General features: G+C 57.0%; 23 protein-coding genes. 12 read left to right on the top strand and 11 right to left on the bottom strand.

Annotated elements, in window-relative coordinates:
* The first annotated feature begins 21 nt into the window (after positions 1-21).
* Positions 22-816 (top strand): M55 family metallopeptidase, encoded by a 795-nt coding sequence (locus OLX72_RS19140; RefSeq protein ID WP_433989337.1) that lies wholly within the window; start codon positions 22-24, stop codon positions 814-816.
* On the opposite strand, the gene OLX72_RS19145 is transcribed toward OLX72_RS19140, so the two are convergent.
* On the bottom strand, positions 809-1,828 hold the full coding sequence (locus OLX72_RS19145) for a LysR family transcriptional regulator (RefSeq protein WP_114869649.1): 1,020 nt from the start codon (positions 1,826-1,828) through the stop codon (positions 809-811). The genes OLX72_RS19140 and OLX72_RS19145 overlap by 8 nt on opposite strands.
* Before the next feature lie 81 nt (positions 1,829-1,909).
* Here OLX72_RS19145 and OLX72_RS19150 point away from each other — a divergent pair, with 81 nt between their 5' ends.
* The 10 genes from OLX72_RS19150 (at position 1,910) to OLX72_RS19195 (ending at position 11,183) form a co-directional block, all read left to right on the top strand.
* Entirely contained in the window at positions 1,910-2,794 is an 885-nt protein-coding gene (locus tag OLX72_RS19150; RefSeq protein WP_254684732.1) for an ABC transporter permease, read from the top strand.
* A 9-nt stretch (positions 2,795-2,803) separates the two neighbouring features.
* Entirely contained in the window at positions 2,804-3,589 is a 786-nt protein-coding gene (locus OLX72_RS19155; RefSeq protein WP_433989338.1) for an ABC transporter permease, read from the top strand.
* Positions 3,590-3,611: 22 nt separating this feature from the next.
* Positions 3,612-4,778 carry an extracellular solute-binding protein gene (locus OLX72_RS19160; RefSeq protein ID WP_433989339.1) on the top strand — a complete coding sequence of 389 codons (1,167 nt, stop codon included), beginning with the start codon at positions 3,612-3,614 and terminating at the stop codon, positions 4,776-4,778.
* Positions 4,779-4,861: 83 nt separating this feature from the next.
* Positions 4,862-5,938, top strand: coding sequence for an ABC transporter ATP-binding protein (locus OLX72_RS19165; protein ID WP_114869646.1), 1,077 nt, complete (start codon positions 4,862-4,864; stop codon positions 5,936-5,938).
* A complete protein-coding gene (locus OLX72_RS19170; protein WP_114869645.1) occupies positions 5,939-7,279 on the top strand; it encodes an aspartate aminotransferase family protein in 1,341 nt (446 codons plus the stop codon). It abuts the gene before it with no gap.
* A 9-nt stretch (positions 7,280-7,288) separates the two neighbouring features.
* A complete protein-coding gene (locus tag OLX72_RS19175; protein ID WP_114869644.1) occupies positions 7,289-8,215 on the top strand; it encodes a 3-keto-5-aminohexanoate cleavage protein in 927 nt (308 codons plus the stop codon).
* Complete coding sequence (locus tag OLX72_RS19180; RefSeq protein ID WP_254684731.1) at positions 8,212-8,703, top strand: GNAT family N-acetyltransferase; 492 nt, start codon at positions 8,212-8,214, stop codon at positions 8,701-8,703. Before OLX72_RS19175 ends, OLX72_RS19180 begins: the two co-directional genes overlap by 4 nt.
* Positions 8,700-9,722, top strand: a complete 1,023-nt coding sequence (locus OLX72_RS19185; protein WP_433989340.1) for a histone deacetylase family protein — start codon at positions 8,700-8,702, stop codon at positions 9,720-9,722. The genes OLX72_RS19180 and OLX72_RS19185 overlap by 4 nt, the downstream gene beginning before the upstream one ends.
* Positions 9,719-10,819 (top strand): NAD(P)/FAD-dependent oxidoreductase, encoded by a 1,101-nt coding sequence (locus tag OLX72_RS19190; protein ID WP_433989341.1) that lies wholly within the window; start codon positions 9,719-9,721, stop codon positions 10,817-10,819. Before OLX72_RS19185 ends, OLX72_RS19190 begins: the two co-directional genes overlap by 4 nt.
* A gap of 13 nt (positions 10,820-10,832) precedes the next feature.
* Positions 10,833-11,183, top strand: a complete 351-nt coding sequence (locus OLX72_RS19195) for a RidA family protein (protein ID WP_114869641.1) — start codon at positions 10,833-10,835, stop codon at positions 11,181-11,183.
* A gap of 202 nt (positions 11,184-11,385) precedes the next feature.
* Here the strand turns inward: OLX72_RS19195 and OLX72_RS19200 are convergent, their stop codons facing one another.
* The 4 genes from OLX72_RS19200 to OLX72_RS19215 all read right to left on the bottom strand — a co-directional run bounded on the left by OLX72_RS19200 (position 11,386) and on the right by OLX72_RS19215 (position 15,513).
* Positions 11,386-12,633 (bottom strand): adenylate/guanylate cyclase domain-containing protein, encoded by a 1,248-nt coding sequence (locus tag OLX72_RS19200; RefSeq protein ID WP_433989342.1) that lies wholly within the window; start codon positions 12,631-12,633, stop codon positions 11,386-11,388.
* Between the two features lie 362 nt (positions 12,634-12,995).
* Positions 12,996-13,970: an adenylate/guanylate cyclase domain-containing protein gene (locus OLX72_RS19205; RefSeq protein WP_433989343.1), complete on the bottom strand. Its 975-nt coding sequence runs from the start codon at positions 13,968-13,970 to the stop codon at positions 12,996-12,998.
* 397 nt (positions 13,971-14,367) lie between these two features.
* A complete protein-coding gene (locus OLX72_RS19210) occupies positions 14,368-14,982 on the bottom strand; it encodes a hypothetical protein (protein ID WP_433989344.1) in 615 nt (204 codons plus the stop codon).
* Between the two features lie 306 nt (positions 14,983-15,288).
* Positions 15,289-15,513 carry a hypothetical protein gene (locus OLX72_RS19215; protein WP_433989345.1) on the bottom strand — a complete coding sequence of 75 codons (225 nt, stop codon included), beginning with the start codon at positions 15,511-15,513 and terminating at the stop codon, positions 15,289-15,291.
* Positions 15,514-15,642: 129 nt separating this feature from the next.
* On the opposite strand from OLX72_RS19215, the gene OLX72_RS19220 reads away from it, so the two are divergent.
* Positions 15,643-16,491 carry a LysR family transcriptional regulator gene (locus OLX72_RS19220; protein WP_433989346.1) on the top strand — a complete coding sequence of 283 codons (849 nt, stop codon included), beginning with the start codon at positions 15,643-15,645 and terminating at the stop codon, positions 16,489-16,491.
* Between the two features lie 151 nt (positions 16,492-16,642).
* Here the strand turns inward: OLX72_RS19220 and OLX72_RS19225 are convergent, their stop codons facing one another.
* The 6 genes from OLX72_RS19225 to OLX72_RS19250 are packed head-to-tail and all read right to left on the bottom strand — an operon-like array spanning position 16,643 to position 22,918.
* On the bottom strand, positions 16,643-17,386 hold the full coding sequence (locus OLX72_RS19225) for an ABC transporter ATP-binding protein (RefSeq protein WP_114869632.1): 744 nt from the start codon (positions 17,384-17,386) through the stop codon (positions 16,643-16,645).
* Between the two features lie 3 nt (positions 17,387-17,389).
* The gene (locus OLX72_RS19230; RefSeq protein WP_114869631.1) at positions 17,390-18,244 is read right to left on the bottom strand and encodes an ABC transporter ATP-binding protein; all 855 of its coding nucleotides are present in this window, start codon (positions 18,242-18,244) and stop codon (positions 17,390-17,392) included.
* Positions 18,241-19,155: an ABC transporter permease gene (locus tag OLX72_RS19235; protein WP_114869630.1), complete on the bottom strand. Its 915-nt coding sequence runs from the start codon at positions 19,153-19,155 to the stop codon at positions 18,241-18,243. Before OLX72_RS19235 ends, OLX72_RS19230 begins: the two co-directional genes overlap by 4 nt.
* Positions 19,155-20,213 (bottom strand): ABC transporter permease, encoded by a 1,059-nt coding sequence (locus tag OLX72_RS19240; RefSeq protein ID WP_114869629.1) that lies wholly within the window; start codon positions 20,211-20,213, stop codon positions 19,155-19,157. Before OLX72_RS19240 ends, OLX72_RS19235 begins: the two co-directional genes overlap by 1 nt.
* Entirely contained in the window at positions 20,214-21,809 is a 1,596-nt protein-coding gene (locus tag OLX72_RS19245; protein WP_433989347.1) for an ABC transporter substrate-binding protein, read from the bottom strand. It abuts the gene before it with no gap.
* 47 nt (positions 21,810-21,856) lie between these two features.
* Positions 21,857-22,918, bottom strand: a complete 1,062-nt coding sequence (locus OLX72_RS19250; protein ID WP_433989348.1) for a dipeptidase — start codon at positions 22,916-22,918, stop codon at positions 21,857-21,859.
* Positions 22,919-22,922 lie beyond the last annotated feature (4 nt).

The following is a 22,922-nucleotide window of genomic DNA, read 5'->3' on the forward strand; positions in this document are numbered from 1 at the left end:
CATTAGCGGAAGGCGGGACCCATGAAGGTATATGTAAGCGTCGATATCGAAGGCATCGCAGGCATCGCCCACTGGGATGAAGCCTTGCATGACGGACCGGATTACCCCGCCTTTCGCACCCTGATGACGAACGAGGCGATTGCGGCCTGTGAAGGAGCCGCAAACGCAGGCGCAGACGAGATTTATGTGCGTGACGCACATGAAACCGCCCGCAACCTTGAGATCGCGCGCCTGCCATCGGGTGTGCGTGTGATACGCGGCTGGTCAGGCCACCCTTACAAGATGATACAGGAACTGGACGACAGTTTTGATGCGCTGGTGATGGTGGGCTGGCACGGGCCGGCAGCGGATGGCGGCAACCCGCTGTCGCACACGATGACGGGTACTTACGCCAACATCACCCTCAATGGCGCGCCATTGTCCGAGTTCGGCATCAACGCGTTGCTGGCGGCGACCCACAAGGTGCCGGTTGTGTTCCTGTCGGGCGATGCGGCGATGTGTGCGCAGGCACAGGCGGTCAATCCGGAAATGGGGGTCGTCGAAACCAAATACGGGCACGGTGCATCAGTGATTTCGATCACACCTGCCGAATCCTGCACCCGCATCCGCACAGGGGTCGAGGCGGCGTTGCGCACGGATTTCGGCGGCCATGCCCTGCCCGCCAGCGATCATTATGTGATGGAATTGCGGTTCAATCACCATGAACTGGCTTACAAGCGGTCGTTCTATCCCGGTGCGGATCTGATTGCCGACGATACGATCCGGATCGAAGCGGATACGATTTTCGAGATTTCGCGCGCACTGGTGTTCATGTAAGTCCGCTGCCACCTTTTGTGGACATATCGCTCATCGGTCTGTGGGCCTGCCCTGCGGGTGGATAGGTGCGTTGATCCAGTGGAATGGCACTGATCTGGCTTTGCAGGCGATCCACCAGAATCTGTTCGGCGCGGTTCAGCCGTTTCTTGGGATTGATCAGCAGATAGATATCCACCTCTGGCGGGTCATAGAACGGCGGCAGACGCCATAACAAACCGTCGCGCACATCCCGTTCGACCACATGCAGCGGCAGGGATCCGATGCCCAGTCCGCACTGGATCATACGCCGCACTTCCTCCAGTTGCGACGACCGGCCGACAATGCGCTGCGCCATGTCGTATTGTTTGCGCAGCAACGCAACGGGGCGCAGTGCGTCGTTCAGATCATCAGTGTCAAAGGATACGATATCGCAATCGCGCAAATCGGCCATCACCAGATCACGCCGTCCGAACAACGGATGTTGCGGCCCGCAGTAAAACCCGAAAAATTCGCGGTAGAGCACCTGATAGGTCAGGTCCGGCAGGCGGCGATTGACCAGACAGATACCGAAACTGGCCGTCTTGTCCACAACAGCCTTGGCCACATCCGCACTGGTCGCCGTCTTGATCGAAAAGGTGATTTTGGGATAATCGCGTTTGGTGTCGGTCAATAGATCATCCAGCAGCGGGGTGATTACGTGACTGGCCAGATGGATCGAGACCTGGCCGGAAATTTCCTTGGCTGCGGCCGTGGTGATATCTTTGAGCCGGGCAATGCCGCCGTAGATGTCCATACATTCGGTGTATAATTGCCGCCCCGCCGCCGTCAGGTGGAAAGCGCCGCGCCCGCGTTCGATCAACCGGCATTCCAGTTCGGTTTCAAGCCGTTGCAACGCCAGACTGACCGAAGGCTGCCCGCGCAACAGGCGGGTTGCGGCGCGGGTGATACTGGCCTCTTCGACGATCACCACAAAGGTGCGCAGCAGGTTCCAGTCAAGCTGGGAAACGAATTTATCTTCCTTGCCGGTTTGCATTAATCAAATCAATGTTATCCATACGTCTTATCAATTTGTCCAATTCCCGACCCACATGCAATAGTAAATGAAACCTCGGGGATGAACACGCAGATGGGTGAAACCACGCAGACAACTGACACGCGGCCATGGCTGCTTTTGTCGCCTTCGCTGTTCGCCATTACTGTGCTGGTCGTTGTCCCGATGGCGTTCATTCTGGTGTATTCGTTTTACGAAAACGTCGATCTTGCTGTGGATCGGGTGGCGTTTCAGTTCGGCAACTGGAACGAATTGCTGACCGACAGCTATTATCACACCGCCATCTGGAAAACCTTGCGCCTGTCCCTGATCGTGACGTTTCTGGCGGCGGTTCTGGGTTATATTCCGGCCTATTTCATCGCGATGACCAAATTCCGCGACAAATGGCTGTTGCTGCTGTTGCTGATCCTGCCGTTCTGGATCAGTTTCATCATCCGTACACTCAGCTGGATTCACATTTTCGGCAATCAGGGCGCGCTGAACGGGTTGTTCCAGTTGCTGGGGCTGACCGATGCGCCGCTGTCGCTGATGTACAACGAATTCACCGTTATCGTCGGCTTTATCCACGTGTTCCTGCCCTACATGATCCTGAACATCTATGTCAGTCTGGAAGGCATTGACGAAAACCTTGAACCGGCGGCGCGCACGCTGGGTGCCACCCCGTGGCAGGCCTTTCGCGAGGTGACGCTGCCGCTGTCGATGCCCGGATTGGCGGCGGGCTGCCTGCTGGTGTTCGTTCTGACGGGGGGAAGCTATGTCACGCCACTGATCCTGGGCGGACCGGGTGATTTTCTGTTCGGCAACCTGATTTACGATGCCGTCGTGTCGGAACTGAACTGGCCGATGGGAGCGACGCTGTCGTTCACTCTGCTGTTCCTGCTGGGACTGGTTGTGGTGCTTTACAGCCGCCTGATGGGGCTGAACCAATTGTCCAAAGCGTTCAGGTAGGGCCAGGATATGCGCGTCTGGAGCCTTTTGAAAACCTACACGATCATGGTCTACCTGTTCATGTTCGCGCCCATTTTGGTGGTGCTGGTGCTGGCGTTCAATTCATCGCAGTTCGGCGGCTTCCCGATCGAGGGGTTCAGTTTTCGCTGGTTCGCCAAGCTTTATGAAAACGAGGCGATCACGCGCGCCCTGCGCACCTCGCTGATCCTTGGCGCGCTGACGGCGGTGATCTCGACAACGCTGGGCATTCTGGCCGCGCTGGCGTTGGTGCGCTACCAGTTTCGCGGCAAGGATTTCATCACCACGTTCCTGATTTCCCCTGTTCTGGTGCCCGAAACGGTGCTGGCGGTCGGGTTGCTGATATTCCTGCGCTGGCTGCACATGCCGCGATCGTTTGGCTTGCTGCTGCTAGGCCATTCGATCATCGCCTTGCCCTTTGTGGTGCTGGTGGTGCAGGCGCGCCTGACCGGCATCCGCCGCGACTATGAAGAGGCGGCGCGATCCCTTGGCGCCAGCGCGGTCCAGACATTTTTTCAGGTGACGTTTCCGCTGATGCTGCCGGCGGTTTTTGCCGGCGCGTTGTTTGCGTTCACCATTTCCTTTGACAACATCACCGCGACGATCTTCTGGCGGCCTTCGGGCATGGAAACCGTGCCGACCCAGATTTTCGGAATGCTGCGCAATTCGGTCAGCCCCGAAATCAACGCGCTGGGATTTGTCATGATCTGTATTACCGTTGGCGTGCCTTTGGTGGCGGGTGCATTGGCGCGCTATTTTTCCCGCAAGAAAATTTAACCCCCCAACAAGGAGTAAGCACATGAAAAAGATAGACAGTACCAAACGGTATGAAATCCTGCGCGAACGGATGGGAAATGGCGACATTGACCGCCGTTCGTTCTTTGGCCTTCTGGGCGCAGCGGGCATCTATGCCGGTGTGACCGGCGGCGTGATGACAACCATGGCCAAACAGGCCCGCGCGGCTGGCACGGAACTGAATTTCGAAGGCTGGGGCGGCGTTGTCTCTGAAGCGCTGCGCGCCAATGCGTTCAATCCTTATGAGGAAGCTACCGGCAACAAGGTGATCGATGCGACGTTCGGCGGCGAATCCGAAGTGCTGACCAAGATCAAGGCCGCGGGCAGCACCGATGGGCACAACATCCTGCATTCCTCGGGTGTCAGCTGGTACAAACGCTGGGTGGACGCCGGATATGCCAGTGAGTTGAATGAAGCCAACATTCCCAACATGGCGAATGTGATGACATCCATCATCGCACCGTTCAAGAAAATCACCCCCGACACGCTGTCGGCCGTGCCCTACGATTACGGCACGACGGGTATTGCCTATAACACGAAATACGTGTCCGAAGAAAAGGCCAAGGAACTGGGCGCCAATCTGTTGCTTGATAAGGAACTGAAGGGCAAGATCGGCGGCTGGGGTGGCGACTGGGCCAACCGCGCATGGTATGGCGCATTGCAGACAGGTCAGGACCCGAACAACATTCAGGACTGGGATGCCGTCTGGGACAAGGCGCGCGAGCATCGCGATCTGGTTCTGAAATACTGGTCTTCGGGGGCCGAACTGATGGATCTTCTGGCGAAAGAGGAAATCTATGTCACCGAAGCATGGTCTGGCCGCGTTGCTGCCTTGCAGGCGCAGGGGCATCCGATTGCCTATATGGATCCGCCCAACGGGCTGGCCTGGATGGAAAGCATGTTCGTATTGAAAGGCTCGCCAATGGCCGAAGCCGAAGAACTGCTGAACTTCATGCTGGACCCGGCGACCGCCATAGCGGTGGCCGAGGGCCAGAAGTATCCGCCATCGCTGGATCCCAACAAGGTCAAGATGACACCGACGATCGAGGCGCTTCCGGCCTATGATCCGACAGGTACGTTGTCTGAACTGGTGTTCCGTGATCCCGTGGTCTGGAATGCAGTTGAAAAAGAGCAGACAAAGCAATGGAACCGCGTGTCAAAAGGCGGCTGATCCGTACCTGAAAAAAACGCAGGCCGCCCGCGACAGGGCGGCCCGCACCTCTAACTTTGCAACCACTGACTGGATCACTGCGCATGGCCCGTGTTGAACTGATCGACATCAAAAAATCCTATGGGTTTGTCCAAGCTGTCAAGAACGCGAATATCGTGTTCGAAGAAGGGTCTTTCACGACGCTTCTGGGCCCGTCGGGGTGCGGCAAGACAACCATTCTGCGCATGGTTTCCGGTCTGGCCGACCCGACCAGCGGCGACATTCTGGTGGGGGGGAAACGCGTCAACGACGTTCCCATCCACAAGCGTAATCTGGGGCTTGTGTTCCAGAACTATGCGCTGTTTCCGCATCGCACGATCGGTGAAAACATCGCCTTCGGTCTGAAATATCGGGGCGTTTCGAAATCTGACATGCGGGACAAGGTCAAAAGCGCGCTGGACATCGTGCGTCTGCCCGGTGTCGAAGACCGCTATCCCCAGCAATTGTCCGGTGGGCAACAACAGCGCATCGCGATGGCCCGTGCCATTGTGATCGAACCCGATGTGCTGTTGCTGGATGAACCGCTTTCTGCACTTGATGCCAACCTGCGCGAGGATATGCGCGTCGAATTGAAGGCCATTCAGGACCGCATCGGTGTGACCACGATTTTCGTGACCCATGATCAGTCCGAAGCGCTGGCCATGTCGGACAAGATCGTGGTGATGAGCGCCGGAGAGGTTGAACAGATCGGCCCCCCTGACGAGGTTTACAACACCCCGCATTCCGAATTTGTGGCAACGTTTCTGGGCGCGTCCAATCTGCTGCCGGCCAAAGTGGTGGGGCGCGATGACAAGGGCGTTACGCTGGACACGCCGGAATTCGGCAAGGTTCATGTGCCTGCCGCGCGCGCGACAACGCTGGGCGATGCGGATACGGCACAGTTGATGATCCGCGCCGAAAACCTGCTTCTTAGCGCGGGCAACGACCCGGAGGCCGCCGCGAAAGCCGTAGTGGAAGCGGTTGATTATCAGGGGCAACTGGCGCGCTATTTCGTGCGCGTGGGCGATACGCAGTTGCAGGCGATCAACATGATCAGCGGGCGCCCGTTTGCCGATGGCGATACAGTCAGCATCCGCCTGAACCCCGAAGATTGCAGCGCCCTGCCGCAGAAAGCCGGATAGATGTCGGACCATTTGTTCTATCAATCCCGACTGGCCCGCCCCGAACTGGACCGGGCTGACGGTATCTATATGTGGGACACGTCAGGCAAACGTTATATCGACGGATCGTCCGGCGCGATGGTCAGCAATATCGGGCATTCAAACCCCGCTGTGCTGGACGCGATGCGCGCGCAGATGGACAAATCGACATTCGGCTACCGGCTGCATTTCGAAACCGGACCGTCCGAGGCGCTGGCCCGCAAGACCGCGGCACTGGCCCCCAAGGGACTGGACCGCGTGTTTTTTGTTTCCGGCGGATCCGAAGCGGTGGAAAGCACGCTGAAAATGGCGCGGCAATACGCGCTGACCCGCGGGCAGGCGCAGCGCACCAAGGTGATTTCACGCTATCCCAGCTATCACGGTTCGACGCTGGGGGCGCTTTCCATCACCGGCTATGCACCGATGACCGCACCGTTTGATCCGATGATGCACACGATGCCGAAAATCCCGGCACCGCGCGCCTATCTGGACGGGCTGGACGCCAATGATCCGGCAACGGGTTTGCATTATGCCAACATGCTTGAGGATAAAATCCTGCAGGAAGGCCCGGATACCGTGCTGGCCTTTATCGTCGAACCCGTGGGCGGGGCATCAACTGGCGCGCTGGTACCGCCGGCGGGCTACATGGCGCGCGTGCGGCAGATTTGCGATCACTACGACGTGCTGCTGATCCATGACGAGGTGATGACAGGCGGCGGGCGCACGGGGCGTTTTTTCGGCGGCGATCACTGGGACGGTGCGCCCGATCTGATTGCGCTGTCCAAAGGGTTTGGTGCGGGATACATGCCCTTGGGCGCGATGATCGCCCGCAACGACATGGTCGAGGCGGTGCTGGACAGCGGCGGTTTCATTCACGGTCATACCTACGCTGGCAACCCTTTGGCCTGTGTTGCAGGTCTGGCCGTGCTGGAGCAGATTGAGCAACACGAGCTGACGCAGAATGCCGCGCGGATGGGCGATGCGCTGGCCATGCGGCTGAACGGGTTGATGCAGAAATATCCAATCATCGGCGATGTGCGCGGCAAGGGCCTGCTGATGGCGTTTGAAATGATGGCCGATCGTGCCACCAAGGCCACGCTCCCGCGCGAAATGAATGCCTATAACCGTCTTGTCGATATTGCCTATAACAACGGGCTGATCATCTATTCGCGCCGCACGCGGGGCGGAATTTCAGGCGATCATTTCCTGGTCTGTCCGCCGATGATCGTGACCGAGGCACAGTTGGACGAAATCACGGATATTCTGGACCGGTCGCTGGCGCAGTTTTTCGATGAAATCGCGCCCGAGATCACAGCAGCGTAGCGGGGTCGAATGTCAAAGATCATCATCACCTGCGCGATTACCGGTTCCATCCACACCCCGTCGATGTCGCCCTATTTGCCGGTCACCGCAGACCAGATCACCCAACATTCGATCGAAGCCGCCGAAGCCGGCGCGGCAATCCTGCATCTGCACGCGCGCGATCCAGATACGGGCCGGCCTTCGGCCTCGCCCGCGCATTTTGGCGCGTTCCTGCCGCGCATCAAGCAAAGCAGCGATGCGGTGCTGAACCTGACAACCGGCGGCAGCGCGGTGATGACGCTGGATGACCGTTTGGCCGCGCCGAAGCTGGCGGAACCCGAAATGTGTTCGCTGAACATGGGCACGATGAATTTCGCGCTTTATCCGGCGGCAGAGCGGATCAGCGACTGGAAATACGACTGGGAAAAACCGTTTCTGGAAGGATCAGATGATCTTGTGTTCAAGAACACGCCGCGCGATATGGCCCATGTCCTGACCGAGATGGGGCAGATGCGCGGCGCACGGTTCGAATTTGAATGCTACGATGTCGGGCATCTTTACATGCTGCGCCATTTCGTGGATCGCGGTTTGGTGCAGACACCGCTGTTCATCCAGTTCGTATTCGGCGTTTTGGGCGGGATCGGGCCGGACCCTGAAAACCTGATGCATATGAAAGTGATCGCGGACAAGCTGTTTGGCGATGATTACATGTTTTCCGTACTGGCCGCAGGGCGTCACCAGATGCCGATGATCACCATGTCGGCCAGCATGGGCGGGCATGTGCGCGTCGGGCTGGAAGACAGCCTGATGATTGCGCGCGGTGAACTGGCGCAAACCAATGCCCAGCAGGTGCGCAAGATCCGCGCGATTGTCGAACAGTTGGGACGCGACGTTGCCACCCCTGCCGATGCACGCGCAATGCTGGGCCTGAAAGGCAGCGACAGGACCGCGATTTGACCCAGCAAGACATCACGATTCGCCGCGTCGAACGTGCCGACCTGCCTTTGCTGGATCAGGCATTGCGCGCCTTGTCAGCCGATCTGGGCGATCCGCACCCCGCCGATATTGCCCTGCTGGAACAGGCCGGGTTTGGCCCGACACCCGCCTTTTACGCGCTGATTGCAGAGAACGGTGAGGCCGGATTATGCGGGGCTGCGATGTATTCGCCTGTCATGTCGACAACACTGGCTGCGCCGGGGGTTTTTGTATCTGATCTCTGGGTCGAAAAGTCTGCGCGGGGCACCGGTTTGGGCCGCCGCCTGCTGGCGCAGGTCGCACAGGATGCCGGCACACGCTGGAACGCCGGATATCTGAAACTGGCGGTTTATCATGATGCGTCGGGCGCCCGCCGGTTTTACGATCAGCTTGGCTTTGGTGCGCGCACCGATGAAACCACCATGCTTTTGGACAGACCCGCCTTTGAGGCGCTGAAAGGACAGAGATGAAAGCGTTTTTCGACGATCGCCAATGGCACCATGATCCAAAGCATTTCATGGCCAACGGCGCGATCCTGCCCAACCCCGAACAGCCCGGCCGCATCAAGGTGCTGCACGACGCCGCACAAGAGGCGGGGTGTGAATTCAGCACACCCGAAGATGCCGGATTGGGCCCGATTGCCGCGCTGCATTCGCCTGAATATCTGACGTTTCTGCAAACGATCTACAAACGCTGGCAATATATCGACGGCGCCGGGGACGAGGTGATCCCCAATATCCATCCCGCGAACCGAACCGACAGCTATCCGCGATCCGCAGTCGGTCAGGCCGGTTTCCATCAGGCCGACACCGCCTGCCCCATCGCGTCCGGCACATGGGAAGCAGCATACTGGTCGGCGCAATCGGCCATTTCCGGTGCCGATACCATCGCGGCCGGAACAAATGCGGCCTATGCGCTGTCCCGCCCGCCCGGGCACCATGCCTTTGGCGATCTGGCGGGAGGGTTCTGTTTTCTGAACAATTCCGCGATCGCGGCAGAACGGTTGCGCGCCAAGGGGATGCGCGCCGCCATTCTGGATGTGGATGTGCACCACGGCAACGGAACCCAGGGCATATTCTATCATCGCGACGATGTGCTGACCGTATCGATCCATGCCGATCCGGTGCGGTTCTATCCGTTTTTCTGGGGGCACGCGCAGGAACGGGGCACCGGGGCGGGGTTGGGTTATAATCTGAACATTCCGCTGGACCGGGGCACCGATGATGGCGGTTTTCTGAATGCGCTGGCCACTGGTCTTGACCGGGTGCGCGCCTTTGGCGCCGATGTGGTCGTGATCGCACTGGGGCTGGATGCGTCAATCGACGATCCGTTCAAGGGGCTGGCCGTGACCACACCGGGATTTGCCCGCATCGGCGCGGCAATTGCGGGCCTGAACATTCCTACACTTTTTGTGCAGGAAGGCGGATATCTGTGCGACGCACTGGGTGCCAACCTGACCCACGTTCTGACAGGATACCAATCGGCATGACCCAACCGGATGTCATCATCATCGGCGGCGGCATCGCCGGCATCAGCGCCGCCGCCCACCTGAGCGCAGAGGTCAGGGTTGTCGTGATCGAGAGCGAGGCGCATATCGGTTATCACTCCACCGGCCGCTCGGCGGCGATGTTTATTCGCAATTACGGCAATGCGGTGCTGCGGGCGCTGAACGCGATTGCCGCGCCGGTCCTGGAAGCGCCCGATGGTATTTCGGACCGGTCACTGCTGTCGCCGCGCGGCGAAATGCTGATCGCGGACGAAGATGACCTGCCCGCGCTGGAAGCCTATGCAGACGGGGCCACCGGGCTGGAATGGCTAACCGCGGACGAGGCCGTGGCCCTTGTGCCGATCCTGCGCCGCGACCGGATCGCGGCGGCCATTCTGGAACCCGATGCGCAGGACATTGACGTGGACCGCATGTTGCAGGGCTATGCCCGCCTGCTGCGCGACCGGGGCGGACAGACGGAAACGGGTGTGCAGGTAACGGGGATCGCGCATAAAAACGGTGTCTGGCGCGTGATCACACCAAACGGAACCCACAGCGCCCCGATCGTGGTCAACGCGGCAGGCGCATGGGCCGACAGAGTGGCGCAGATGGCCGGCCTTGGCGGGGTCGGCCTGACACCAATGCGCCGCTCTGCGGTGTTGCTTAATGCGCCCGACGGGCACGATATCGAGCGTTGGCCGCTGTTCGCCTCGGCCTCTGAAAGCTGGTATGCCAAGCCCGATGCCGGAAAACTGCTGGTGTCCCCGGCCGAGGAAGACCCGGTTGATCCCCATGATGCCTATCCAGATGACATGGTGCTGGCCGAAGGGCTGTACCGTTTCGAACAGGCCACAACCATGCCAATCACGCGCCCCACCCATTCCTGGGCCGGGCTGCGCAGCTTTGCACCCGATCGCACACCGGTGGTTGGCTTTGATCCGGATGCCAGCGGCTTTTTCTGGCTGGCGGGTCAGGGCGGATACGGCGTACAAACGGCCCCGGCCCTGTCGGCGATTTGCGCCCGCCTGTGCCTGGGTCAGCCCAGTGATCTGGATCCCGCGATCCTGAACGCATTGCATCCGGAACGGTTCCGGACATGAAAAGGAAAACAGAATGAGCGATATTACCCGCAAACATACCGGCCCCCGGATGAGCCAGATCGTGATCCACAAGGACATGGTTTACCTTGCCGGTCAGGTTGGCAATGCCGCAGATGACGTGACCCAACAGACCAAAACCTGTCTGGAACAGATTGATGCCCTGCTGGCCGAGGCCGGAACCGACAAGACGCGGATTTTGCAAACCGTGATCTGGCTGGCCGATATGTCGGACTTTCAGGCCATGAACGCAGTCTGGGACGCGTGGGTGCCCCAAGGCCACACACCGGCCCGCGCCTGCGGCGAGGCGAAACTGGCAACACCGGATTATCTGGTGGAATTCATCGTCACAGCCGCCCTGCGCTGATCGGCCTTGCCCAAAGCGGATTGCGGCGGTGAAGACCGCTGCAATCCGTGTCGCTGGGGATCGTGGTTGATTGATAGCAGCCGTTAGGTGTCTGGTGTTTTGGTGGCAGCTTTGCGAACAAAGCAGACGGTTCGATAACGCGTTCTCGAAGCTGGCGCAACTCACGTGGAACCTGGATCTACATCGCAAGATCTAAGGCCTTTCAGGTGTTGGTTTTTACGCTGAATATCGGGATTTCACCTTTGCCCTTGATGTCGCGAATGCCTTCTGGGGTCACCGTGAAACGGTCGGACAAAAGCTTGGCCGTATTCTCGGTGACAATGATTTGCCCGGGTAATCCTTGGCTTTCCATGCGTGACGCCAAGTTCACGGCATCCCCCCAGAGGTCATATGCAAACTTGCGCTTGCCGATGACGCCCGCCACAACCGGTCCTGAATTGACCCCAACTCTCAAATTGACATTGAAATGCGTGTGCGCGCTTATGGCTACTGCGACCTTATGCATCTCCGTCGCAAGCTCGATAGCGATTTCGGCATGGTTCCGTTTGTCTTCAGGTACCCCGACAACAACCATATAGGCATCACCAATCGTTTTGATTTTTTCTGCGCCATAGTTGTCTGCTAGATTGTCAAATTCAGTGAAGATCAGATTAAGGGACTCAACAAGCTCGCCTGCCGAAAGTTGTGAGCTCGCGGCTGTGAAGTTCGCGATATCTGCGAAAATGACCGAAACTTCCCTATGCTCATTTGCAATGACGCGTTCGCCGTTCTTTAAACGCAAAGCAATTGGGGTCGGCAAAATATTGTGTAGCAAATTCTCGGCCCGTTCATATTCACGTTTCATACCTTCTTCTGCGGTTTCAACCAGATACTGGTTAAGCCCCAGATAGAAGACCAATGCCGAACTCACGCTGATCGTATTTAAGACGAAGAGGAAAATAATAGACGCGTCGGGCATTATCACCCAGGGCTGCGATGTGATTTCCAGGACACCAACAAGGACGGCATAAGCAACGAGTCCTGAGCAGATCAGAGTTTTGCGCGCCCATGAAAACTGCGGCGTAACCAAGCACACAATGGCAGACACAAGCGGGAAGAGCCAAAACATTGCTCCGACCCCTGCATAGAGCGTGCCAAGCAAAGCATGCAGAGGTATTTCTCCGAAATAGAGGAAGTGGATGTACCACATAGGGCCTTGGCGACGCGGCCAAAGAAATCCGTACACAGCAAACAAAAGCGTTACGGCGATGTTATAGTTCGCCATCACGGTTACACCATTCAGTGCAAAAGTGATTGCCCATAAACCATGAGAAAAGCTCGCAACCCACGGTCCGAGGCGGTGAAACATGTAATATCGCGCCTCTTTACCATCGATCCCCGGAGGCGTCCAAAGCACGAGATCGATGGTTCGCTGGATGAGATCAAACATCAGAAGCTTCCAGCCGATCATTGTAAACGTCCGACAAGTGGTCTGATCTCCTCCGAAGATGGTGGCGCGTTGTAAAGGCCTCAAATTCTGTTTAAATCGATCCGTTGGACACAGCATGTGCCACCGAGAAATACGCTATATCACAGCTGGAATTGGTTCAACGAATAAGCTGTCAACGTTCTCCCGATAGGCCGACTTTGGGCTCAAAACAGTTATTAGCCGCGATGTGGCGTGGAAACTTCCTATAAACGTCTGTTCTGGGCTGGAGCAGACCTACGCCGCACGGTGCATCAATGACTGTTCTGCGGGACGGAGTGAGCTTTCGCTGCGGGTGCTCAAATGTCCGCTTTCGAAAACGCGCTGCAACAATAGCTCTCCCGCCCTCATTTCAGTGACCGGATCAAGTGCTCGCCTTCAAACCCATCAAGCTCGAAGAACCCGGCTTCGACAAAATGGTAGTGAGAATTTTCGTTGACTTGTTCGGACGTCGCGTCGGAAACCCAAGTTTCGTTTGGCGCAGCAATTGCCGTGATACGCGCGGCCTTGTTGACAACTGCGCCAAAGAAGTCATCGTCTTTCCGGACAACACTTCCAGAATGAATTCCGACGCGCACGGAGATTGCAGGGCCGCCTGACCGCTTGATGGTTTCATGAATACGCCGTGCTGCATCAAGCGCCAAATCGGGTTTAGGAAAGCTGGACAACGTTCCATCGCCCAACGACTTAACAAATTGCCCATTTGCTTCTTCTACGATGGCCCGAAGTTGTTTGAAGTGTTCAGAGACTACCGATGTCCATAAGCGGTCCCCCATGACGGATGCTAGTCCTGACGAATTGACGATGTCGGTGAACATGATCGACGCAAGACCATCCTGCTGGTCAATTGCGAAACCCTCTGCGGCCGCAGCGACCAAATCTGCAATCGCTGTTTGCTTCGAGCCGACGAACTCTTCATTTGGAAGAGGGACGGAGCCATGACGATGCACCATCCTCCAGAAACCGTCTTCTAAAGCAAATATCAGGGTGTTCCGAACAGGGAACACTCTGTCCGGCTGATGGGCCATAACAACGTTGTGCGTAAAGCAAGCCCATCCCACTCGGCCATTTTCATAAGCTTCGCCAAAGGTCTCCTCCAGCTTTATGATTGTAGGGATTGAGCCGAAAAAGTCTGCGATTCCGGCTTTCACTGCCCTGCCTGACCAAAGTTCATCTTCCCCGGTTCCGATGAACAGCATGTGGTCTTTGTCAGTTAAAATGTTCTGAACCTCTTTCCCACGCATTCGTTGAACAGCGTCAAACCAACGACGGCAAACTGATAGGAGTTCTGGCGAGTTTCGTGTCATTTCCGATCGTTCCATAAGACCCTCAGTCTAAAGTTCCAACGGCTGTCGCTTGCACAATCAGTCCCAAGCATTCGCTTTTCTTTTACGCGCATCGAATAGCTCTTCAAGATTGCAGATTAGCAAAATGGCGCTTTGATGGGTATTAAGCTGACATTCGTGTGCTGTGCAGAATTTGTCAAAGAGGGCTCGTTGCAGTCATTCGACTGTTCTTCTCTGATGACCGGTTCGTCGCGTCAAGCAGCCGCTCACAACCGGAAATTCGAAGTTTTGGTTCTAAACGACTGCTTTCACCTGGACCGGACGTTCGCTGCGGTTGCGACGTATGTCTCACATGCGGGACAAATTTGCCGTTCACTGAAAGTTAAATGGCCAAAAACTAATCTGGCCATTCGCTGCAGTTGCTGTCGACGTCTTAGCCGGTTATTCGAATGATATTCCGCCATTCAATCTCGTGGGTCTCCAAAATTGCATTGTATTCTGCGCTGCCTCTCAGCGTGTCATATGTCTTTTCTACCGCGTCCATCGACGGGTAGCCCACGACTAGAAGCCTATGCCCCGCTGTGGGTCCTGTAAGAATAGTGCAGTACCGAAATATCATCGCTCCATTTTTCTCAAAGTGGGGTACGGCTGCGCGTAATCTGTCCAATTCGAGCCCTGCCGACTTTGCCCGCGTGGCAACTCCATAGGCTGGAACATCGCTGGATGGGTTTTTAAGCCCCACGTCTTCAATACGTAGGATGTTTCGAAGAGTGACCGAGATAGCCAGATCGTGAACAAGACCCTTATAGGCTTTGGACTTTTCATAGACGTCAAATGCCCGGTCAATGCCATTCATTTCTTCATACGTTTGAAAAAGAATGAGCTGCCCCGTATGTTCACCTGTCGCCACAATACCATGCCGGGTTGTCGCCGCCCCCGCCCTAGTTTTTAAATCGTTGGCAAGACTTTCCAGGTGTTCGATCGCATGGCCAAATTTCTGTGGCGCACATTTTGCCACGGTTATCATCATGTATTTTGGTGAAGACATGACTTTTTCCTCCCTTGGATTACGCCGCCTGCTGACGTGTGATTTACCGCTGGGTTGACTTGTTTAAGTCTGCCTCAAGGGAAGTTTTTTTTTGGAAAAAGATACAAAGCAATGAACTGATCGAAGGCTAGCATATTTTAATCGATCGGTCTTCTGATATATAACGGCAACTGCAAAAGAACGCTATTTGGTCCGACCGCTCCGGGCTCTCACCAGTCATTCGCCGCAGTCAGCACCAGTGACTGATTTGCGGGCCTAACGGCCTACCGTCTCAATGTTCTGGTAGGCTAACTTCATTTGAGGGGACTAGAACTTGCAACGGTACAGGCGCGCCAAGCTGTGAATGTCGAACTCGCTTTGAAAAGCCTCAGGATTCCTATCTAGCATTTCAAGGATGAAATCCCGCTCGGCACGTGAATCCTTCTGCGCATCGTCGGTTGAAGTCGCGCAATTCCTCGATGGCTTCAAGGCTTTCCAGATTTCTTCAATATGTTTCCAGACAATGGGTCGCGTCATAGTAAAGGAAGTCATGGCAAGGTCCTTCTGGCTTTACATTTCGACTCCCACTATATTTGCAGTCCAACACGTCTGGTATCGTGTTAGATATTGCGCTGTTCTACAAAAATGAAGAAAGAGTTTCGAAATTGGTCAGACGCTCGAGTGTTTCTGACGGTTGTCAGAGAAGGCTCGACGTTGTCGGCATCGCGAAAACTGGGCGTTGCCCAGCCCACAGTCGCACGGCGCATCGAAGCGTTGGAAAACGAGACCGGGCTCACGCTATTCGAACGCGATACGCGGGGTTTCAAGCCAACGGAAGTAGCGCGCACGCTATACCCACTGGCAGAAGCCATTGAAGAAGCTGCTGAAAACTTTGCTGACAAAACACGAGAACTGGCCGAACGAAGACCGATCCGGATCACCGCGCCCGGGTATTTCTCGGACCGGGTGTCGGATATATTCAGCGAATTTGTCGCTTTGAATCCGGGTGTTGTCTTCGAGTTCATTGCCAGCTTGAAAGTCTTGAACTTGTCTGAAGGCGAAGCAGATATCGCGCTGCGAATTTCAAAAAACGAACCGGATGAGACTCTTATCTGCCGGAAAATCAGCACCGCAAAATGGGCTCTGTTCGGCGGGCAGAGTTATGCTGACAAATTCGGCTTACCGAAGTCACTTGACGATTTGAAGGGCCACCGCTTTGTAACTTTCGAGCATGAAGACGTGCCGAGCCATGAGCGCAATTGGCTTTTGCGCCACGTGTCACCGGATCAAATCGTTAAGTCTTTTAGTGAACCGGAATTGATGAGAGCATCTATACGGGCAGGTCATGGTTTGGGTCTTGTTAACCTGAGGTTGGCTGAAGCTGACCATACGCTCATCCGCTGTTTTGACAATATTGAAGAGTTGTCGAGTTCAAATATGATGCTGATTGCACCCGCCGCGTACCGACGCCCCGAGGTCAAAGCTTTCACCAAGTTCTTTGCGCCGCGGTACGCTGCAACCTTCAAATAACCGAAGTCGCAGCCGTCTTCCAATCTGATCCAAACGATAATGCAAAATTGTAGCTTTGTTCACTAAAGGCTCGAACCGCCCCTTCCCCACCGATTGCACCAACGCCCACTCTCCCGCCAGACAGCGCTTTTGACCCAACAGGCCCACCCCCCTAAACCACAGAGGCCGCCAGCAGTTCCTGCGAATAGGGATGCACGGCCTTCATCTGGCGCAATTGGGCGACATCCATGGTTTCGACGATCTCGCCGTCTTTCATCACCGCCAGCCTGTCGCACATATGCCCGATCACCGGCAGATCATGGGACACCATCAGATAGGTCAGGCCACGATCTGTGCGCAAATCCGCCAGAAGGTTCAGGATTTCCGCCTGCACCGACACATCCAGTGCCGAGGTGGGTTCGTCCAGCAGCACCAGTTCCGGTTCGGGGGCCAGCGCGCGGGCAATGGCCACACGCTGCCGCTGTCCGCCGGACAGCTGGTGGGGATAGCGAAACCGGAATTTCTGCCCCAGTCCGACATCATCCAGCAGTTTGACAACGCGCGTGTCGATATCGGTGAACCCGTGCAGATGCAGGGTTTCACCCAGCACCTGATCCACCGAATGGCGCGGATGCAGCGATGCATAGGGATCCTGAAACACCATCTGCACCGTTTTGAAAAAGGATTTGGGGCGCTTTCCGGACAGTTCCGTACCCTCCACCCGGATGTTGCCCGACCAGTTCGGGGCCAATCCGGCGATCGCGCGCAGGATCGTGGATTTGCCTGACCCGCTTTCCCCGACCAGACCAAAGCTTTCGCCCATGGCCACATCGAATGCTGCGTCACGCACCGCATCCACCCGGTCGCGCCCCGATCCGAACCAGACATTCAACCCGTTGATGTGCAACATTGTCATCGCCTACACCTGCCCGCTGACGCTGTCGGCCAGCGCCCACTCAGGATCGCGTTCCAGCACCTCAAGCCGCTCGCGCGGCGCATTCAGACGCGGCAGCGAATTCAGCAGGCCACGGGTATAGGGGTGCTTTGCCTGATGCAGCTTGTCGGCATCGCACACCTCAACGATGCGACCCGCATACATGATCAGTACCCGATCACAGAAATCCGCCACAAGGTTCAGATCGTGGCTGATAAAGATCAGGCCCATGCCGCGATCCTTGACCAGCTTGTCCATGATATCCAGCACCTGCCGCTGCACCGACACATCCAGCGCCGAGGTCGGTTCATCCGCGATCAGGATTTCAGGGTTCGGGATCAGCATCATAGCAATCATGATACGCTGGCCCATACCGCCAGACATCTCATGCGGATAGGCGCGCATCACGCGTTCTGAATCGCGGATCGAAACCGCTTGCAGCATTTCGAGCGACTTCTTGTAGGCTTCGGATTTGCTGACCGAATTATGCAGGCGGTACGCCTCCATGATCTGGTCGCCGATGGTCATCACCGGATTCAGCGAAAATTTCGGGTCCTGCATGACCATGGAAATGCGGCTGCCGCGCACGGATCGCATTTCTTTTTCGCTCAGCCCCATCAGATCAGTGCCTTCCAGCGCAATATGAGCGGCCTTGACGATACCGGGCGGGCGGATCAGGCGCAGGATGGCGCGCCCGGTCATGGATTTGCCCGAGCCGCTTTCGCCGACAATGCCCAGCCGCTCGCGCCCCAGCGAAAACGACACGCCGCGCACCGCATCGAACACGCCGTTGCGCGTGGGAAACTGTACCCACAGGTCTTTGACATCCAGAATGGTCATTGTTCACCCGCCTTTGGATCCAGCACATCGCGCAGCCCGTCACCCAGCAGGTTAAAGGCCAGCGACACGGTAAAGATCGCCAGTCCGGGCACGGTGGCAACCCACCAGTGATCCAGAATGAACCGGCGCCCTTCCGAGATCATGGCGCCCCATTCCGGCGAGGGCGGCTGTGCGCCCAGCCCCAGAAACCCAAGGCCCGCAGCGGCAAGGATGATCCCCGCCATGTCCAGCGTCACCCGCACGATCAATGATGAAATGCACAGCGGCCAGATATGTTTGGTGATGATGCGCAGCGGTCCCGCCCCCTGCAACTGGATCGCGCTGATGTAATCCGATGACCGGATGGTCAGCGTTTCGGCGCGCGCGATCCGCGCATAGGGCGGCCATGCTGTCAGCGAAATGGCCAGTACCGCATTTTCGATCCCCGCGCCCAATGCCGCCACAAAGGCCAGCGCCAGAACAAGGCGCGGAAAGGCCAGAAAGATATCGGTGATGCGCATCAGAACCATATCTGTCCAGCCGCCGACATAGCCCGATACTGTGCCCACCAGCAGCCCCGCAACCGGCGCGATCAGCGCGACAAGTGCGACGATGTAAAGCGTGATCCGCGCACCATAGATCAGCCGCGACAGGATATCCCGGCCCAGACTGTCAGTGCCGAAAACATGCCCCTCTGTTCCCAAAGGCGCCAGCCGGTTGCCCAGATCCTGTGCAAAGGGATCATGCGGGGCGAGGATCGGCGCGGCAAAGGCAATCAGCACCAGCAGCACCAGAATGATCAGACCGACCATTGCCATCGTATTGCTGCGAAACGACAGCCAGCCCTGATAGAGTGCGGACAGTTTCGCGTGCTGTCTTGATGTGGGCGTATCTGTCAACAGCCACGCGCGCAGGCTTTGCGGTTCGGCCATTATTTCGCCCTCGGATCAAAGAATTTGTAAAGCAGGTCGGAAAAGATGTTCAGCAGGATAAAGATCAGCCCGACCACAACAGTGCCACCCAGAACGGCGTTCATGTCCGCCGACAAAAGAGCCGTGGTGATATAGCTGCCGATGCCCGGCCAGCTGAACACGATCTCGGTCAAAACCGACCCTTCCAGCAGGGTCGCATAGCTTAGCGCAATAACGGTGATCAATTGCACGCGGATGTTGCGGAACGCATGTTTCCAGACCACATTCCATTCCGACATGCCCTTGACCCGCGCAGTGGTCACATATTCCGCGCTGAGTTGTTCAAGCATGAAAGAACGCGTCATACGGCTGATATAGGCCAGCGAATAATAGCCCAGCAGCGATGCGGGCAGAATGATATGGCTGAACGCGTTCTTGAACACGTCCCAGTTGCCGTCCAGCAGGCTGTCAATCAGGATCATACCGGTGACGGATGGCACAACATCCACATAGAAAATGCCTACACGCCCCGGCCCGCCAACCCAGCCCAGAATACCGTAAAAGATCAAAAGCCCCATCAGGCCCAGCCAGAAGATCGGCATCGAATAGCCCACCAGCGCGACAACACGCGCGATCTGGTCAATCCACGATCCCTTCTTGACGGCTGCAACCACGCCCAAAGGCACTCCCAACACGATGCCGAAGATCACGCCCAGCGTGGCCAGTTCCAGCGTGGCGGGAAAGACGCGGGCGATGTCTTCGGACACGGGGCGCGCGTTCAGCAGGGAGATGCCGAAATCGCCGTGCATCACATCCCAGATGTAATAAAGAAACTGCACGATCAACGGCTTATCCAGCCCCAGTTGGGTATAAACCGCATCATAGGTCGATTGCGACGCGCGTTCCCCGACAATGGCCAGCACCGGATCAATCGGCATGACGCGACCGATCACGAAGGTGACGAACAACAGGCCCAGCATCGTGACCGCGATTGATCCCAATGTCAGCGCGGCAGTCTTGATCGCCGGCACAAAAGGCGCGCTTTCGCGCGCCTTTTGCTGGTTTTCAGTCAATGCCATTTACTTGGTAACTTGCCAGTAGGATGCTGATGTAATGGCCTGTCCGGTCGAAAAGTTCGTGACATTGTCGCGCATGGCGGACTGTTCGATTTGCTGGAACATGATCACGAAGGGCGATGTTTCGCGGAATTCGGCCTGAATATCCTTGTACATCTGCACCCGTGCATCGCGATCGTTTTCAACCACGGCAGCGTCCACCTTGGCCGTCAGACCGCCGGTGTCCCATGAATTGCGCCATGCCAGCAAACCTGTGGCCTGTGCTTCCATCGAATTGTCGGGGTTGTAGGCAAATGTGCCCGCATTCGTTTGCGGATCGGGATAATCCGGCCCCCACGCGCCCAGATAGACATCAAGTTCGCGGGAACGATAGCGGCCCAGTATCTGTTTGGCCGTCCCCACCGTGATGTTCATCGTGATGCCGACCTGCGCCAGCGTGTTCTGCAAGGATTGCGCGATTTCGATGCGTTCCTGCGCCTCGCGCACGCCCACTTCGATTTCAAGCCCGTCAACACCTGCTGCCGTCAGCAGTTCCTGTGCCTTGGCCACATCAAGGGTAAACGGATTTTCATCGGTCGAGCCCAGATAGGTCTGCGGCAAGAAGTTCTGGTGGATCGTGTACTGACCCTTCAGAAAACTGTCGCGCATGCCTTCGTAATCAACCAGATACTTGAATGCCTGGCGCACTTCGGGCTTGGACAGAACCGGATGCGCCTGATTAAGCGAGGCATACATCAATCGGCCCTTCAGTTCGTCCACGATCTTCACGCCGTCCGCCTCAGTGGCCCCTGCGATATCTTCGGGGTTGAGGTTACGCGCGATGTCGATGTCGCCGCGTTCCAGCAGCAGGCGCTGACTCGCGCTTTCCAGAACGTGGCGCACGATGACGCGTTCCATGGCCGGTGCGCCACTGTAGAAATCAGGGTTCGAGGACAGTGTGACGCTTTCGTTCGGCTTCCAGCTGTCCAGTTTGTAGGCACCTGACCCGGCCGAATTGGTTTTCAGCCATGTGTTGCCCATATCGCCGTCAACTTCGTTGGCCATGACCAGTTCTTTGTCGACGATCCCGCCGATGGTGGCGGTCAGGCAGTTCAGCACAAACGATGTCGCATACCGTTTGTCGGTTGTGATCATCAGCTTGTTGCCATCCGCCCTGATGGTGTCTTCGATGTTTTCGGGGGTAAAACCGAACTGCGTCAGGATGAACGCCGGTGTCTTGTTCAGCAGCACCGCACGGCGCAGCGAAAATTCGGCATCTTCGGCACGCACCGGATTGCCCGAGTGAAAGCTGACGCCTTCGCGCATGGTAAAGGTGATTGTCATCCCGTCTTCGCTGACTTCCCAGCTTTCGGCCAGATCGGGCTGATAGCCCGCAGCCAGATCAAGCGGATCAAAGTTGACCAGCTTGCCATAGACGTTGCGGCTGACATCAGAACCGGCAAATTCAAAGGATTCCGCCGGGTCCAGTGTGGTGATATCGTCAATCCGGTTGGCAATGACCAGCATGTTGGCAGGCGTTTCCGCATAGGCCGCCATCGACGTCACGCTAAGCGCAAGGCCCAATGCGGCGCTGGATAGCCATTTGTTCATTATCGTCATCTTCTGTCCTCTCCTGTTTTGGTTTCACTTGTATCGAATGCGCGGGGTTATGACCCCCATGTCTTTTCCAGAACGCGCAGCCAGTTTTCATGGCACAGCTTCGCGATCAGTTCATCGCCATACCCATGCTGTGCCATCGCCTGTTTCAGTTTGGGCAAGGTCGCGCAGGTTGTGACATCATCCGGCACCACCGCCCCGTCATAATCCGACCCCAGGCCGACACGATCCTCGCCCAGTTCCGTCATCAGATGATCCAGATGGCGCAACATCTGTTCCAACGGCACATCGGCCAGCATGCGGCCATCCGCGCGCAGAAACGCCACGGCAAAATTCAGCCCTACCATACCATCGCTTTCGCGGATGGCGTGCAACTGCCTGTCGGTCAGGTTGCGGCTGTGCGGGCAGATCGCATGGGCGTTCGAATGGGTCGCCACCAACGGCGCATCCGATTGTCGCGCCACATCCCAGAACCCCGCTTCGTTCAGGTGCGACAGATCCAGCATGATGCGCAATTCGTTGCAGGTTTTGACCAGCCGCTTGCCATGATCGGTTAGCCCGTCACCGATATCCGGCGTGCTGGGATAGCGGAACGGCACACCATATCCGAAAGTCGTATCGCGGCTCCAGACCGGACCGACCGAGCGCAGACCCGCCTGATAGAGCACATGCAAAACGTGCATATCGGGATCGATCGCCTCGGCCCCTTCGATGTGAAAGATTGCCGCCATGATGCCATCGGCCAGACAAGTGCGTATGTCGGATGCGGTCCGGCAGATTTTCAAAGCACCCTGTCGTTCCATCTCGAACAGGATTGCCGCCTGCTCCATGACGACGGGCAAGGCATCCTGCTGGGGGATCGGGTCCGGCAATGGCAGATCGTAAGCCGGTTTGGTCATCTCGTCGACCTTGACGTCCTGATCCATGTCGGATGGTACGTAGACGGCAAAGAATCCGCCGCCAAAGCCGCCCTTTTGCGCCGAAACCGCATCAATCGCGCCGTCACGCCCGGTCAGAAAACCCGCAACAGCAGACCGTCCGCCCGCGCGAAACAGTTTAAGCAATACATCATTGTGGCCATCAAATACGGCCGGTGATCGAAAATCCCGCACTGTG

This window comes from Sulfitobacter sp. TBRI5 (genome assembly GCF_051013555.1).
In the GTDB taxonomy this organism is placed as follows: Bacteria; Pseudomonadota; Alphaproteobacteria; order Rhodobacterales; family Rhodobacteraceae; genus JL08.

Excerpts from the sequence above, each read along its gene's own strand:
- OLX72_RS19230 (WP_114869631.1), bottom strand. The coding sequence starts at position 18,244 with ATGACCATTCTGGATGTCAAAGACCTGTGGGTACAGTTTCCCACGCGC.
- OLX72_RS19190 (WP_433989341.1), top strand. The coding sequence starts at position 9,719 with ATGACCCAACCGGATGTCATCATCATCGGCGGCGGCATCGCCGGCATC.
- OLX72_RS19210 (WP_433989344.1), bottom strand. The coding sequence starts at position 14,982 with ATGTCTTCACCAAAATACATGATGATAACCGTGGCAAAATGTGCGCCA.
- OLX72_RS19170 (WP_114869645.1), top strand. The coding sequence starts at position 5,939 with ATGTCGGACCATTTGTTCTATCAATCCCGACTGGCCCGCCCCGAACTG.
- OLX72_RS19155 (WP_433989338.1), top strand. The coding sequence starts at position 2,804 with ATGCGCGTCTGGAGCCTTTTGAAAACCTACACGATCATGGTCTACCTG.
- OLX72_RS19150 (WP_254684732.1), top strand. The coding sequence starts at position 1,910 with ATGAACACGCAGATGGGTGAAACCACGCAGACAACTGACACGCGGCCA.
- OLX72_RS19240 (WP_114869629.1), bottom strand. The coding sequence starts at position 20,213 with ATGGCATTGACTGAAAACCAGCAAAAGGCGCGCGAAAGCGCGCCTTTT.
- OLX72_RS19160 (WP_433989339.1), top strand. The coding sequence starts at position 3,612 with ATGAAAAAGATAGACAGTACCAAACGGTATGAAATCCTGCGCGAACGG.
- OLX72_RS19205 (WP_433989343.1), bottom strand. The coding sequence starts at position 13,970 with ATGGAACGATCGGAAATGACACGAAACTCGCCAGAACTCCTATCAGTT.
- OLX72_RS19235 (WP_114869630.1), bottom strand. The coding sequence starts at position 19,155 with ATGGCCGAACCGCAAAGCCTGCGCGCGTGGCTGTTGACAGATACGCCC.
- OLX72_RS19215 (WP_433989345.1), bottom strand. The coding sequence starts at position 15,513 with ATGACTTCCTTTACTATGACGCGACCCATTGTCTGGAAACATATTGAA.
- OLX72_RS19245 (WP_433989347.1), bottom strand. The coding sequence starts at position 21,809 with ATGACGATAATGAACAAATGGCTATCCAGCGCCGCATTGGGCCTTGCG.
- OLX72_RS19195 (WP_114869641.1), top strand. The coding sequence starts at position 10,833 with ATGAGCGATATTACCCGCAAACATACCGGCCCCCGGATGAGCCAGATC.
- OLX72_RS19165 (WP_114869646.1), top strand. The coding sequence starts at position 4,862 with ATGGCCCGTGTTGAACTGATCGACATCAAAAAATCCTATGGGTTTGTC.
- OLX72_RS19145 (WP_114869649.1), bottom strand. The coding sequence starts at position 1,828 with ATGCAAACCGGCAAGGAAGATAAATTCGTTTCCCAGCTTGACTGGAAC.
- OLX72_RS19185 (WP_433989340.1), top strand. The coding sequence starts at position 8,700 with ATGAAAGCGTTTTTCGACGATCGCCAATGGCACCATGATCCAAAGCAT.
- OLX72_RS19200 (WP_433989342.1), bottom strand. The coding sequence starts at position 12,633 with ATGATCGGCTGGAAGCTTCTGATGTTTGATCTCATCCAGCGAACCATC.
- OLX72_RS19175 (WP_114869644.1), top strand. The coding sequence starts at position 7,289 with ATGTCAAAGATCATCATCACCTGCGCGATTACCGGTTCCATCCACACC.
- OLX72_RS19140 (WP_433989337.1), top strand. The coding sequence starts at position 22 with ATGAAGGTATATGTAAGCGTCGATATCGAAGGCATCGCAGGCATCGCC.
- OLX72_RS19225 (WP_114869632.1), bottom strand. The coding sequence starts at position 17,386 with ATGACAATGTTGCACATCAACGGGTTGAATGTCTGGTTCGGATCGGGG.